11 protein-coding genes are annotated in these 13,297 nt (G+C 34.2%); 3 read left to right on the top strand and 8 right to left on the bottom strand.

The features are described 5' to 3' along the window. Window positions 1-216: 216 nt before the first annotated feature. Entirely contained in the window at window positions 217-1,080 is an 864-nt protein-coding gene (locus P178_RS0120405) for an RNA polymerase sigma factor RpoD/SigA (protein WP_027067982.1), read from the bottom strand. 371 nt (window positions 1,081-1,451) lie between these two features. Between P178_RS0120405 and P178_RS23325 the strand changes: the two genes are divergently transcribed. Beyond that, on the top strand, window positions 1,452-1,616 hold the full coding sequence (locus tag P178_RS23325; protein WP_197026826.1) for a hypothetical protein: 165 nt from the start codon (window positions 1,452-1,454) through the stop codon (window positions 1,614-1,616). A gap of 350 nt (window positions 1,617-1,966) precedes the next feature. Here the strand turns inward: P178_RS23325 and P178_RS0120395 are convergent, their stop codons facing one another. From P178_RS0120395 to P178_RS0120375, 5 genes are all read right to left on the bottom strand, one after another. Beyond that, window positions 1,967-4,177 carry a polyribonucleotide nucleotidyltransferase gene (locus P178_RS0120395; protein ID WP_027067980.1) on the bottom strand — a complete coding sequence of 737 codons (2,211 nt, stop codon included), beginning with the start codon at window positions 4,175-4,177 and terminating at the stop codon, window positions 1,967-1,969. 215 nt (window positions 4,178-4,392) lie between these two features. Then, entirely contained in the window at window positions 4,393-4,662 is a 270-nt protein-coding gene (rpsO, locus tag P178_RS0120390; RefSeq protein ID WP_027067979.1) for a 30S ribosomal protein S15, read from the bottom strand. Window positions 4,663-4,769: 107 nt separating this feature from the next. Further along, the gene (gene accD, locus P178_RS0120385) at window positions 4,770-5,639 is read right to left on the bottom strand and encodes an acetyl-CoA carboxylase, carboxyltransferase subunit beta (protein ID WP_036147529.1); all 870 of its coding nucleotides are present in this window, start codon (window positions 5,637-5,639) and stop codon (window positions 4,770-4,772) included. 31 nt (window positions 5,640-5,670) lie between these two features. Then, a complete protein-coding gene (gene fbaA / locus P178_RS0120380; protein ID WP_027067977.1) occupies window positions 5,671-6,738 on the bottom strand; it encodes a class II fructose-bisphosphate aldolase in 1,068 nt (355 codons plus the stop codon). A gap of 61 nt (window positions 6,739-6,799) precedes the next feature. Then, window positions 6,800-9,364: a BamA/TamA family outer membrane protein gene (locus P178_RS0120375; protein ID WP_231500577.1), complete on the bottom strand. Its 2,565-nt coding sequence runs from the start codon at window positions 9,362-9,364 to the stop codon at window positions 6,800-6,802. 54 nt (window positions 9,365-9,418) lie between these two features. On the opposite strand from P178_RS0120375, the gene P178_RS0120370 reads away from it, so the two are divergent. Next, on the top strand, window positions 9,419-10,138 hold the full coding sequence (locus P178_RS0120370) for a TrmH family RNA methyltransferase (protein WP_027067975.1): 720 nt from the start codon (window positions 9,419-9,421) through the stop codon (window positions 10,136-10,138). 94 nt (window positions 10,139-10,232) lie between these two features. Here the strand turns inward: P178_RS0120370 and P178_RS0120365 are convergent, their stop codons facing one another. Together P178_RS0120365 and ubiE are read right to left on the bottom strand one after the other, a co-directional pair. Further along, window positions 10,233-10,925, bottom strand: coding sequence for a porin family protein (locus P178_RS0120365; protein WP_027067974.1), 693 nt, complete (start codon window positions 10,923-10,925; stop codon window positions 10,233-10,235). Window positions 10,926-10,979: 54 nt separating this feature from the next. Then, on the bottom strand, window positions 10,980-11,717 hold the full coding sequence (gene ubiE, locus P178_RS0120360) for a bifunctional demethylmenaquinone methyltransferase/2-methoxy-6-polyprenyl-1,4-benzoquinol methylase UbiE (RefSeq protein ID WP_027067973.1): 738 nt from the start codon (window positions 11,715-11,717) through the stop codon (window positions 10,980-10,982). Between the two features lie 230 nt (window positions 11,718-11,947). Here ubiE and trkA point away from each other — a divergent pair, with 230 nt between their 5' ends. After that, a complete protein-coding gene (gene trkA / locus P178_RS0120355; RefSeq protein ID WP_027067972.1) occupies window positions 11,948-13,297 on the top strand; it encodes a Trk system potassium transporter TrkA in 1,350 nt (449 codons plus the stop codon).

Below are 13,297 nucleotides of genomic sequence, written 5' to 3'. Positions count from 1 at the left end.
TATAAATATCTAATGGTAGAGGTATGAAGAACTTAAAGATATTAGAAACATTTATAAATGAAAAAACTCCGGTAATCAGCCGGAGTTTATTCATCAATCAAAAAACGAACAGTCATGATAAACTGTTGTTACCGTTAAAATTACAACTAATATGCCAATATTGCCAATTTAAGGAATATTTAACGTGTAATTTTTATAGCTTAAACGCTAAGGTTTTTAACCCAAATACGTTTTTAATATCTTACTTCTAGAAGTGTGCTTTAATCTTCTGATCGCTTTTTCTTTAATTTGACGAACTCTTTCTCTTGTAAGATCAAAAGTTTCACCAATTTCCTCTAAAGTCATAGAATGTTGACCTGCAAGACCAAAATACAAACGAATAACATCTGCCTCACGCGGTGTCAATGTTTCTAAAGCACGCTCAATTTCTGTACGAAGTGACTCATGTAATAACTCTCTGTCCGGATTTGGAGATTCGCCACTACGAAGTACATCATAAAGGTTAGAATCTTCACCGTCAATAAGAGGCGCATCCATAGATACGTGTCTACCTGAGTTTTTCAATGATTGTTTAACGTCTTCAACAGTCATATCCAATTCTTTTGCAATTTCTTCAGGAGAAGGCATTCTTTCATGCGCTTGCTCAAGGAAAGCAAAAGTTTTGTTGATCTTGTTGATAGAACCAATTTTGTTCAATGGCAAACGAACGATACGAGATTGTTCTGCCAAAGCTTGTAAAATAGATTGACGGATCCACCATACGGCGTAGGAGATAAATTTAAATCCCCGCGTTTCGTCAAAACGCTGTGCAGCTTTGATAAGACCAAGGTTTCCCTCGTTAATCAAATCCGGTAAAGTAAGTCCTTGGTTTTGGTACTGCTTTGCAACTGACACCACGAATCTGAGGTTGGCTTTGGTAAGTTTTTCAAGAGCGATCTGGTCGCCTGCCTTGATACGTTGTGCCAACTCTACTTCTTCATCAGCGGTAATCAAGTCTACTTTTCCAATTTCTTGTAAGTACTTGTCCAAAGATGCGGTCTCCCTATTGGTAACCTGTTTTGTAATCTTAAGCTGTCTCATTAAAATAAATTAAGTTCAGTTTGCATAGACTGCATATACTTATACGTAAAAAACTTCCGAATGTTACAATTGAGTGTAAAAAACTTCATTTTTTTGTTGAAATGCACAAAATAAAGCTCTAACATATTTGTCGGTGCTTGTTTTTTAAACTTACATGGCTGTTGATGTCTTCATAATTTTGAGTTGCAATCAGGTCTGTTTTTAAAACATACATGTATTATTATATCATTAGGTCTTAGTTTTTTACATAGAATGAGCTGTTCTTAAAATTTTAGAATTGCTATGTTGATTGCCTCTATATTTACATCTTGTTAAATCAAATATTTCTATCCTTTAGCTGAATAATTTTTTTGTTGCTTCATTTATTTGGGATGACACAAGAATACTTATCAAAAGCATCTACCTATAATGAGTTGGATGATTCAATAGGGTGGATGGGGAACTCAAAGAGTAATTTTCCTAAACATCGTTTGCAGAAAAATCTATTCTTAAATTTTGGACAAGACCATAGCGGTAGACTTAAAGATTCGTCTTAACGTTTATAAGCCCTTTTATAAAATTGATTGGCAATTGTACGAAGGGTGTATTCAATTTGTTTATGGTAAAGAAATTATTGTATTAGGTGAGATGGACTCTTATTATCAAATAAAAAAACATGTTTTTAGTCGAATGGGCTTGAAATATTATTTTATGGATATAGATAGCAGCTCAAAGCATAATACTTATATCGGAGCCTTTATCAATGCCAATTTAGGGTAAGCTAACTTTAGTGAACTTACGGAAGGGTATGTACACAAATTTGATTTTTGAAAGTAGTTTGTGCTCAATTTCAAGCAAAAAAAAACTCGTTTAATTAAAAACGAGTTTTTTAGTTATTTAAGAATAATTAATCTCTTCTTGGTTTTCTATCACGATCGTTTCCACGACGGTCATCTCTACGCTTATCATCACGTGGTGGTCTTTCAACAAAACCTTCTGGTTTTGGTAAAAGCGCTTTACGAGAAACTTTCTCTTTACGAGTACGTTTGTCTAACCCGAAGTATTTTACATCAAAAATGTCACCCATATTAACAACATCGGTTACATTTTCTGTACGTTCCCATGCTAATTCACTAACGTGTAATAACACTTCGTTTCCTGGTGCATCCATATATTCAACAACAGCTCCAAAATCTAACATTTTGATCACTTTTACTTCGTATACGCTACCAACCTCTGGCTTAAATAATAAAGAATCTATTTTTGCCATAACAGCATCAATACCTTTACTACCTACACCTAATATTTCAACAATACCTTCTTCTGTAACAGGATCTTCGTTAATAACGATAGTTGTTTCAGTTTCTTTTTGCATTTCTTGAATCACTTTTCCTCCAGGTCCAATTAAAGCACCAATAAACTCGTTAGGAATACGTCTAGTTACCATTGTTGGTGCGTGATCCTTAACAACTGAGTTTGGAGTAGAAATAGTTTCAGTGATTTTACCCAAAATATGCAAACGACCATCTCTTGCTTGTTTTAGTGCATTTACTAAAATTTCGTAAGACAATCCTTTTACTTTAATGTCCATTTGACATGCAGTAATACCTTCTGAAGTACCAGTAACTTTAAAGTCCATATCACCTAAGTGATCTTCATCACCTAAAATATCAGAAAGAACAGCATATTTACCAGTTTCAGCATCAGAAATTAAACCCATTGCAATACCAGAAACAGGTCTTGTCATTTGAACACCTGCATCCATTAATGCCATTGTACCGGCACAAACAGTTGCCATAGAAGAAGAACCGTTAGATTCTAATACTTCAGATACTACACGTACAGTGTAAGGGCAATCTGCAGGAATCATTCCTTTTAAACCACGTTGCGCTAAGTTACCATGACCAACTTCTCTACGAGATGTTCCTCTTAAAGGTCTAGCTTCACCTGTACAAAAAGGAGGGAAGTTATAATGTAAATAGAAATTTTCTTCGCCTTCATAAGATGGCATATCTATTTTGTTAGCATCTCTAGATGTACCTAAAGTTACTGTTGCCAATGCTTGAGTTTCACCTCTAGTAAAAATTGCAGAACCATGTGTTGATGGTAAGTAATCTACCTCACACCAAATTGGTCTAATTTCATCAGTCTTACGACCATCTAAACGCAAACCTTCATCTAAAGTTAAAGTTCTAATTGCAGCTTTTTCGGCTTTAGCATAATACTTAGATACTAAATCACCATAATCAGCCAATTCTTCTTCAGAGAAATTTGCTTTAATATCTTCTTTAATTTCAGAAAATGCAGTACTTCTTTCTTTTTTAGAAGAACCTGCTTTGGCAATAGCATAAACTTTATCATATGCCATGTCATGAATTTTCTTAGCTAAATCTAAATCTTCTCTTTCTTCAGCATACTCACGTACTTCTTTCTTGCCGAAAGCTTCAGCCAATTTTACTTGGGCAGCACATTGTACTTTTATAGCTTCATGTGCAAATTTAATTGCTTCAGCCATTTCCTCTTCAGAAATTTCATCCATTTCACCTTCTACCATCATTACAGAATCGGCAGATGCACCAATCATCATATCGATGTCAGATTCTGCTAATTGAGCTCTAGTAGGGTTAATAATGAATTCACCATTTACACGACCAACTCTAGCTTCAGAGATAGGACATTCAAATGGGAAATCTGATAATTGTATAGCAGCAGAAGCGGCTAAACCAGCCATAGCTTCTGGCATAACATCATCATCATGAGACATTAACTGAATCATAACTTGTGTTTCTGCGTGGTAATCTTTTGGGAATAACGGACGTAGAACACGATCCACTAAACGCATAGTTAATACTTCACCGTCACTTGGTCTTGCTTCTCTTTTAAAGAAACCACCTGGGTAACGACCAGCAGCTGCAAATTTTTCACGGTAATCTACCGTAAGTGGAAGAAAGTCCACATCACTTTGTTTGTAATTGGAAACTACTGTACATAATAACATACATTTTCCTGATTGAACAACAACAGAGCCGTGAGCCTGTTTTGCCAATTTTCCTGTTTCGATAGAAATTTCTCTACCGTCACCAAGGTCTATGACCTCTTTAAATACTTTTGGAATCATAAAATTCGATTAAAACCTGCGTATTGCAGATTTGTTAAACAATGGTCTTTCCGACTGAAATTTCTCTGGTCGGAGTTGTTGTGTTGTGTTGTGTTGACCAATGAAAAACCGTGTGTAGCTTTTTGTTCGCCTTTGCCAAAGTGTTTGGCTTAATCTCCCAAGGCATGGAGTAATTAAAAAAAAGGGGATAGTTAACTATCCCCTTTTTTGCAATATTATTTTCTAATACCAAGCTCTTTAATTAGCTCTCTGTATTTTACAATATCATTTTTAATCATGTAATCAAGAAGACTTCTTCTTTTACCTACTAGTTTCACAAGTGAACGCTCAGTGTTGTAATCTTTATGATTTTTTTTCAAGTGACCAGTTAAGTGGTTGATTCTGTGTGTAAATAAGGCAATTTGCCCTTCTGTAGAACCAGTGTTTTCTGCTTTACCACCGTGTTTCTTGAAAATTTCTGCTTTTACTTCTTTTGTAAGATACATTCCAATATTATTTTAAATGATTTTTATGTATTATGATTGATTTTCAATCAGGGCGCAAAGATACTCTTTTTTTAATATAAGAAACTATATCGAATCAAGAAATAAATTTAGGCTTCTTTAGATCTCACAGGGTTGTTCTGAATTAGGTCAATATATAGGTTAACCTTTTTCTTTAAATCTCTTCTGTGAGAAATAAAATCTAAAAAGCCATGCTCCAATAAAAACTCTGAAGATTGAAAACCTTCAGGTAATTCTTTACCGGTAGTATCTTTAACTATACGAGGACCTGCAAAGCCGATTAAAGCGCCTGGTTCGGCAATATTAATATCGCCTAACATAGCATATGATGCCGTTGTACCACCTGTTGTAGGATCTGTACATAATGAAATGTATGGTAAACCAGCATCAGATAATTGAGCCAATTTAGCAGATGTTTTAGCTAATTGCATTAATGAAAGCGCAGCCTCCATCATACGTGCCCCACCAGATTTAGAAATCATCATAAATGGTGTTTTCTTTTTGATGGCGTGGTCAATACCACGAGCAATCTTTTCACCTACAACACTACCCATAGAACCGCCTATGAATTTAAAATCCATACAGCAGATAACGATATCTTTACCAAAGGACTTTCCGTATCCTGTTCTTACAGCATCTTTAAGTCCGGTTTTTTTCTGTGCAGCTTTTAAACGCTCGCTATATTTCTTGGTATCCTCAAATTTTAAAGGGTCTTTAGAAGTAAGCTTTTCATCAAGTTCAGTAAACTTATTGTTATCGAACAGGATTTCAAAGTATTCTTTACTACCGATCCTTACATGATAATCATCTTCTGGGCTTACATAAAAGTTTTTTGCAAGATCATCAGACTCGACAATTTTACCTGTGGGCGATTTGTACCACAAGCCTTTTGGAGTGTCTTTTTTTTCCTCGGTAGAGGTTTGTATCCCTTTTTCTTTTCTTTTAAACCAAGCCGTCATATCATCCATTTATTGGTTAATCTAAAGTTTATTAAAGCGTATTAACGTTATTTAAATCTTCAAACGCTTTTTTCAAACGCTCAATAAAAGCAGTTTCACCTTTTCTTAACCAAACTCTTGGGTCATAATATTTCTTGTTAGGCTCATCTGATCCTTTAGGATTTCCAATTTGTGCCTGCAAGTAATCTTTATTATCCTGTACGTAGTCACGAACACCTGCTAAAAATGCATATTGTAAATCAGTATCAATGTTCATTTTAATAACACCGTAGCTGATACCTTCTCTAATTTCTTCTACTGTTGATCCAGAACCACCATGGAATACAAAATCGATATGGTTATGCTCAACCCCGTATTTCTTAGAAATGTATTCTTGAGAATTCTTAAGGATTTTCGGAGTTAATTTTACGTTACCTGGCTTATATACACCATGAACATTACCAAATGCAGCGGCAATTGTAAACTTAGGGCTAACTTTAGAAAGCTCTTCGTAAGCATATGCTACTTCTTCTGGTTGTGTATATAATTTAGAATCATCTACATCAGAATTATCAACACCATCTTCTTCACCACCTGTAATACCTAATTCGATTTCTAAAGTCATGTTCATTTTGCTCATGCGCTCTAGGTAACCTTTACAGATTTCAATGTTCTCTTCTAAAGGCTCTTCAGAAAGATCGATCATATGTGAACTGAACAATGATTTACCAGTTTCAGCGAAATGTTTTTCACTAGCATCTAGAAGACCGTCGATCCAAGGCAATAATTTTTTTGCACAATGATCTGTATGTAGAATAACTGTAGCACCATAAGCTTCTGCTAATTGGTGAACATGTTTTGCACCTGCAACTGCACCTAAAATAGCTGCTTTTTGCCCATCATTAGAAAGACCTTTACCAGCATTAAACTGAGCTCCACCATTAGAAAATTGAATGATAACAGGAGCATTTAAGCTTGCTGCTGTCTCTAGAACACCATTAATAGTATCTGAACCAATAACGTTTACCGCAGGTAATGCAAATCCTTTTTCTTTTGCGTAGTTGAAAATTGCTTGAACTTCGTCTCCGGTTGCAACTCCCGGTTTGATATTGTGAGCCATAATTATGTAGTTGTTTGTTTCTAAAAAAAAATGAAAAACAAAAGTAATAAAACAATTATATTTAAAAGGGATAGTTGATGCCTATTTGCAATACAGAATTCGCAAAATTATAATCTCTAAACCAACGTTTAGACTGAATTTCAGCAGGGTTGTAGGTTTTAAAGCCTAAATCTAACCTAAAAAGAAAGTAGGTAAAATCGTATCGCAGCCCAACACCGGTACCAAGAGCAATATCCTTTAAAGATCCCAATCCGTCAAAAGTAGCGTCAGGGTCTTCTACATTATCTAGAACGTTCCAAATGTTACCGGCATCGGCAAAAATTGCTCCGTTAATGTCACCAACAACAGGAAATCTATATTCTAAGTTTAAAGCTAATTTTAAATTTGCTTCATTAAAATCATTTACTGCAGATACACTACCAGGACCTAATGAGTAAGGGAACCATGCGCGGTTATCGTTTGAGCCACCACCAAAATAACTTCGTACAAAAGGAATGTTGTCAGAATTACCGTAAGGTATAGCAATACCGAAAAAAGCTCGCGCAGCTAATACATTTGAACGTGATAAGTCCCAATATTTAACATACTCAAATTCATTTTTAATGTACTGTGAAAATGGAACACCAAAAACTAAAAGTTGGTCATTGTCATTTTTGTTAAAGGGTATAAATGATGAGAATGCGGATAAAACATTTCCAGCGCCTTCAATCTTCCAGCGAAATTGATAAAATGAATTATCGATGATTCCTGTTCTATTTGTTTTATTGAACGTGTAGTTTGTTGCGAAAATTAAATTGTTTTCAGTAAGTCTAATTCTTCTTTCTTCAATTGAACTAACATCATCAAAATCGCTGGTAGTAGAAGCTACTTCATTATCTAAAATAGCACTTGTGAATCCTTTTGTACCTGATGGAATTATTAAATTAAGTTCAGTGTCGCTATCTCCTGTTTCAAAATAATCGGCTAATTCTGGGTATAAATCAGCGTCCTCATATGTGTCAGCAATATCGTCTAAGAGTTCATATGTGTTTGTATAGACATTATAGAACCTGTTACTGTTTACGTTTCTTACAAATTGGATGTTCAATAATTCAACATCGTGATTTACAAAGTCGCTAGGTGTCCAGCTGTAGCCTAAAACGGTGTTGAATGTCTGCTTGTCTAGACCAATATTATTCTGAAAATTGGTTCCAATAGCAATTCTAGTTTTAGGTAGCGTGTAATTAGGTATTATTCTAGACGTATTAATGAATGGAAACCAAATTCTTGGGAAATCTAAAGTTACATCTCCACCAAATTCTGAGAAATAGTTGGCTTCAAAAGTATTGCTGCTCAAAAGACCATAAGATCCATTTGCCGAAATGCTTAAGTTTTCTGCTCCTTTAAAAATGTTTCTTATAAGTAGGGTAGTGCCTAGACCAACACCTAATCTACGTAAGTTAGAACGACTAACTTCAAAATCAGTCCCAAGCGAATACTTGGTTTTTGGGGCTAAATAAATATTGGTATTTACCTGGTTACCTAAGGAGTCCGCTTCAAAAATAATGTTTGGATACTTAAAAACATTAAGTGCGTTTAACTGTCTAGAAGTTCTAATTTTATCTACATCTCTATAAATACTATCCTTTTTAAAAAAGATGGCATTTGCCAAAGTTTTTGGTTTAATGTCAAAATTTTTAGAGTAATGAATGGTATAATCTTGGTAATCTAGTGTGTAAAGAGAATCTTGGGTGCTTGTAGATAAGTAGTCTGTATAGATATTGATCTTATTAATTTTTTCAACTTTATAAGCAGATGTCGTTACTTCGTTTTCACCTCTAGTTTTTAAATCACCAATATTAAGGGTGATATTCATTTTTTGGTCATCTGCAGATCTAGTGGTATCCCTTAATATATCGAAAGTAATGGAGCTTTCTTGAAAATTTCTAATACCACTATTTCTAAAAATACCTGTTAGTCGTTCTCTTTCGCTGTTAAAGTTAGATAAGTCGAATTGCTGGCCTTCTCTTATTAGTGAGTTTGCAGAATTTAAAAAATAAAGCGAGTCGATTGCGGTTGATGAAATATTGTTGCCAAGAGAATCTATCATATAAGGGTCTCCTAGTGCTATATGATAATTTACTTTTGCTTTTTTGTGTTTAGTACTGTCAATAAGATATGTGGTAGAGTTGGTGAAAAAACCCTTACTCTGATAATAGGCACTTAGTTTTGCTAAAGTTAAACGTGTTTTTGTAGTATCAAGAATAGTAGGTTCTTCTCCAATATCTTTAAGCCAGTTGCTAAGACCTTTTACCATAAAAGACTCCCCTAAACGCTCTACTTGTTTAGCGGAAAGTAATTTTGTAAGTCTCTTTTTTCTGTTTTCTTTCTTATAAAGCCATTCATTAAAAGAGGAATCCGGATTTTCTTTGGCTAGGTTATATAAATTAAGTCTTAATGGATATCCTAATACGGTAGAATTGGATTTTTGATAGATAAGACTTTCTAATTCTTCGTTGTTTACTTTTATAGAATCGGCGTAGATGGAGTTCTTAATTACCAAATATTCATCTTCCTCAACTTTTTTAAGCGAGTTACAGGATAGCAAGACTATTGCTAGTAGTGATAATAAGCTTAATTTAGCCATGTTGTTTTTGGAGCAAAGTGCCATCCTCATATAAATCAAAAATACATTATTTGAATGGTTGTCAAAAGTGAATTGAAACTTATCAAAAGTCTACAGCAAAAAAAGTGCCGAAATGAGCATGGACTTTTTGTTGTTGAAGGTAAAAAGACCGTGGAGGAAGTATTGAATTCCAACATGGAGATTTATAAATTATTTACTGTTGATTCTAATGAATTGGAAACTGGTGACATACCGTTCTATTCAATATCAAATAAGGAATTATCACAAATAAGTAGCCTTAAAAATCCTAATGGATATCTTGGGGTTTTTTATATTCCTAAACCAACAGATCAAATTCTTTCAGATTGGATTTTAGTATTGGATGGTGTACAGGATCCAGGTAATTTGGGTACCATAATTAGATTGTGTGACTGGTTTGGAATTACAGATATTATTTGCTCAACGGATACTGTTGATTGTTATAATCCTAAAGTGCTACAAGCAACTATGGGTTCTATTACCAGAGTAAATGTTCAATATAAGGATCTTGATGCTTTTTTAAATTCAACACAATTGCCAGTGTATGGAACATTTATGGATGGGGTAAGCGTAAATAATACAAAACTGCCGAAAAAAGGAATAATGATTATGGGTAATGAGGGTAAGGGTATTTCAGATGCAATTGCTAAATTATGTACAGATAGGTTGGCTATTCCACAATTTGGCGAAGCAACTACAGAAAGCCTAAACGTAGCTTCTGCAACTGCAATTTTACTACATGAAATTAGAAAGTAGTTAGGTGTTGGTAATCGAATAATTTATTTTTTGCTAATTGCTAATTGCTAATTGCTAATTGCTAATTGCTAATTGCTAATTGCTATTACTATTACTATTCAAAAGTAAAATTGATGAAAAGACCACGAGTTTTTAAAGATTCAATATTTCCGGTCCAAGGACTATTTGGATCTTGATCTGGTACTAGTTCATCGGTTAAGGCAAAAACACCTCGTATGGATGGAGTGAATTTAAAGTATTCCAAATAAAAATCTATGCCAAAACCTAGTTCGTAATTATAAACCCATTTTTTCATTCTAAAAGTACCAGAGCTGTTATCATCTAGACTTTCTTCATTACTACCTAGATTTAAACTACGTGAGCCACCAGCTAATAAAAATGGTTTAAAATTCCCGAATCTTCGTGTACTTGCTTTAAGTAGAACAGGAAAATTGATATAAGTAGATTTAACTTCTCGAATAGCATCACGTTCATCATCAAAGCCAGGAAAGCCCATTAATCTTGATCCGTAATGTAGACCTGGTTCAAAGCGAAGGTCTAAAAATTCGTTAAGTCGCAGTTCGCCAATCAATCCAACATTAAAACCAAAACTTTTGCTAACTAAGACATCTTGTGCATTTTCCTTGTATTCAATTTTGAAATCATACTGATTTAAACCTAAGAAATAACCCCAGTTAATGAGTTTCTTATCCTCGTTCTGTTTGTTCAATATGGGACTTTCGTTGAATTGAGCACTCAATATATTCGTTATCAACAACGTTAGGCTTATAAAAAACCACTTCTTCATATATGCTGGTTTACGATTGTAAAACGTCAAATATATATTGTGAGTATGCTAAAATTAAATATTAGCCTTTTTCGCAACATAAATTGATGCAACCCCAAATGTTTGAGGTTTATTCGTTACATCTATAAACCCAATTTCCCGTAAAATATTGTTGAAGTTTTCGCCATGAGGAAAAACGGATGCAGATTCGCTTAGATAGCCATATGCAGAATCATCTTTTGAAAAAAGTTTACCTATTAAAGGGAGGATATTTTTTGTGTAAAACTTATATCCTTGTTTGTACGGTGTTTTAGTAGGTACTGAAGTTTCTAAGATAACTAATGAACCATTAGGTTTTAAAACACGAAGTATTTCAGCCATTCCCGTTGTAAGAGTTTCAAAGTTACGTACTCCAAAAGAAACGGTAACGGCATCAAAAGAATTATCTGCAAAAACAAGGTTTTCACTATCGCCTACGACCATTTCAATAGTATTGTCTAGATTTTTGTCCGTAACTTTTTCTTTACCGACAGACAGCATCCCTGGTGAAATATCAAGACCTACAATTTTCTTAGCACCGGTACTAACCAATGCGATAGCTAAGTCTCCTGTGCCCGTAGCTATATCCAAAATAGACTCAGGCTGTTCTTTTTTTAATATTTCAACCACTTTTTTACGCCATTTAATATCTATACCAAAAGAGATAACACGGTTTAAGCCGTCATAATTTTTAGAAATAGTATCGAACATTTTTGTAACCTGTTCCTTTTTTCCTAGATCAGAATCTTTATAGGGCGTAACTTTTTGGGGCATTTGATAGCTATTTTTTTGGCAAATATACAATATAGCTATTGCTTAATTCCTTTTTAACCACTTAGCTTGGTATAAGAAGTCTTAAAGAATTGAAAATAAAGAATAAACTAATTTAATTATGTAATTTTGTGCCTTAATAAATGCTATGTTTTTTCAAACCTACTTTTAAGTATCTGTAATATTTAAGAGAAGAAAATTGGTACTTGATTGGTAGCGCTCTAATAAAATAAATGAAGATTATAATTGCTGGTGCTGGGGAGGTAGGCTTTCATTTAGCTAAGTTGCTTTCTTATGAATCACAGGATATTACTTTAATCGATTCTAAAAAAGAAAGTCTTGCATACGCGGACAATCATTTAGATATACGAGTTTTAAAAGGTGATGCAACTTCTATTGCGGTATTAAATGATGCCCAGGTAAAAGATTCAGATTTGGTTATTGCGGTAACTTCTTCTGAAACAACGAACTTAACGCTGTGCATGTTGGCAAAGCAGTTGGGGTGTAAGCGTACTATTGCTAGAATATCAAATACCGAATTTATAAAGAACAAAGAATTACTGAAATTCTCAGAATTAGGTATAGATGAGTTAATATCACCAGAAGCATTAGCGGCGACGGAAATTCAAATGTTGTTGAATAAGTCTGCTTTTAATGATACATATGAGTTTGAGGAAGGTGAGCTGATTATGGTAGGTGTTTCTTTACTAAAGTCTGCACCGTTTGTAGGTAAGATGGTAAAAGAAGCCGCAAAGATTTTTCCTGAGCTACACTTTATGCCAATTGCACTTCAGCGAACAGGAACTCAATATACAGTAATACCACGTGGAGATACTGTTTTTAAAGAAGGTGATCAGGTTTATTTTATAACAGTGAAAAAGGGTGTTGATGAACTCTACAAACTTACTGGTAAGAAAAAAGCCGAAATCAAAAATGTAATGATTCTTGGTGGTAGTAAAGTAGGGTATAAAACTGCAAGAGATCTTTGTGCCAATAAATTCAATGTAAAGCTAATTGAGAAGAATAAAGAAAAAGCTTTTGACTTAGCAGATGAATTGCCAAATGCTTTGGTAATTAATGGCGATGGTAGAAATGTTGAATTGCTAGATGAAGAAAGTTTAGAATCTATGGATGCGTTTATAGCGGTAACCGGAAATTCAGAAACTAATATTATGTCATGTTTAGTGGCGAAATCCAAGTATATAAAAAAGACAATTGCCTTGGTAGAGAATATGGATTATTTTCAACTTTCTCACTCCATTGGTATTGATACTTTGATAAATAAAAAACTTTTAGCTGCCAATAATATCTTTAGACATATTCGTAAAGGGGAAGTGGTAGCTCTAATGCGTTTAAACAATTTAAATGCTGAGATATTAGAATTTATAGTAAAAAGGAATTCTAAAGTAACGGGAGCAATCATACGAGAATTAGACTTTCCTAAAGCAGCCACTATTGGTGGGGTTGTCAGAGGCGGTGTAGGTCATATTGCCCTTGGTGGATTTAGAATACAAGAAGGAGATAGGGTAGTAGTTTGTTGTTTGCCTTCAGAGATTCCAAAAATTGAACGAATGTTCCTTTAA

It is taken from the genome of Maribacter sp. Hel_I_7, from assembly GCF_000688315.1.
GTDB lineage: Bacteria > Bacteroidota > Bacteroidia > Flavobacteriales > Flavobacteriaceae > Maribacter > Maribacter stanieri.
This window is presented reverse-complemented; position numbering and strand designations above follow the sequence as displayed.

Coding starts and splice junctions, on each gene's coding strand:
- P178_RS0120405 (WP_027067982.1), bottom strand. CDS start 1,080: ATGAGACAGCTTAAGATTACAAAACAGGTTACCAATAGGGAGACCGCA.
- P178_RS23325 (WP_197026826.1), top strand. CDS start 1,452: ATGACACAAGAATACTTATCAAAAGCATCTACCTATAATGAGTTGGAT.
- P178_RS0120395 (WP_027067980.1), bottom strand. CDS start 4,177: ATGATTCCAAAAGTATTTAAAGAGGTCATAGACCTTGGTGACGGTAGA.
- rpsO (WP_027067979.1), bottom strand. CDS start 4,662: ATGTATCTTACAAAAGAAGTAAAAGCAGAAATTTTCAAGAAACACGGT.
- accD (WP_036147529.1), bottom strand. CDS start 5,639: ATGACGGCTTGGTTTAAAAGAAAAGAAAAAGGGATACAAACCTCTACC.
- fbaA (WP_027067977.1), bottom strand. CDS start 6,738: ATGGCTCACAATATCAAACCGGGAGTTGCAACCGGAGACGAAGTTCAA.
- P178_RS0120375 (WP_231500577.1), bottom strand. CDS start 9,364: ATGGCTAAATTAAGCTTATTATCACTACTAGCAATAGTCTTGCTATCC.
- P178_RS0120370 (WP_027067975.1), top strand. CDS start 9,419: ATGGTTGTCAAAAGTGAATTGAAACTTATCAAAAGTCTACAGCAAAAA.
- P178_RS0120365 (WP_027067974.1), bottom strand. CDS start 10,925: ATGAAGAAGTGGTTTTTTATAAGCCTAACGTTGTTGATAACGAATATA.
- ubiE (WP_027067973.1), bottom strand. CDS start 11,717: ATGCCCCAAAAAGTTACGCCCTATAAAGATTCTGATCTAGGAAAAAAG.
- trkA (WP_027067972.1), top strand. CDS start 11,948: ATGAAGATTATAATTGCTGGTGCTGGGGAGGTAGGCTTTCATTTAGCT.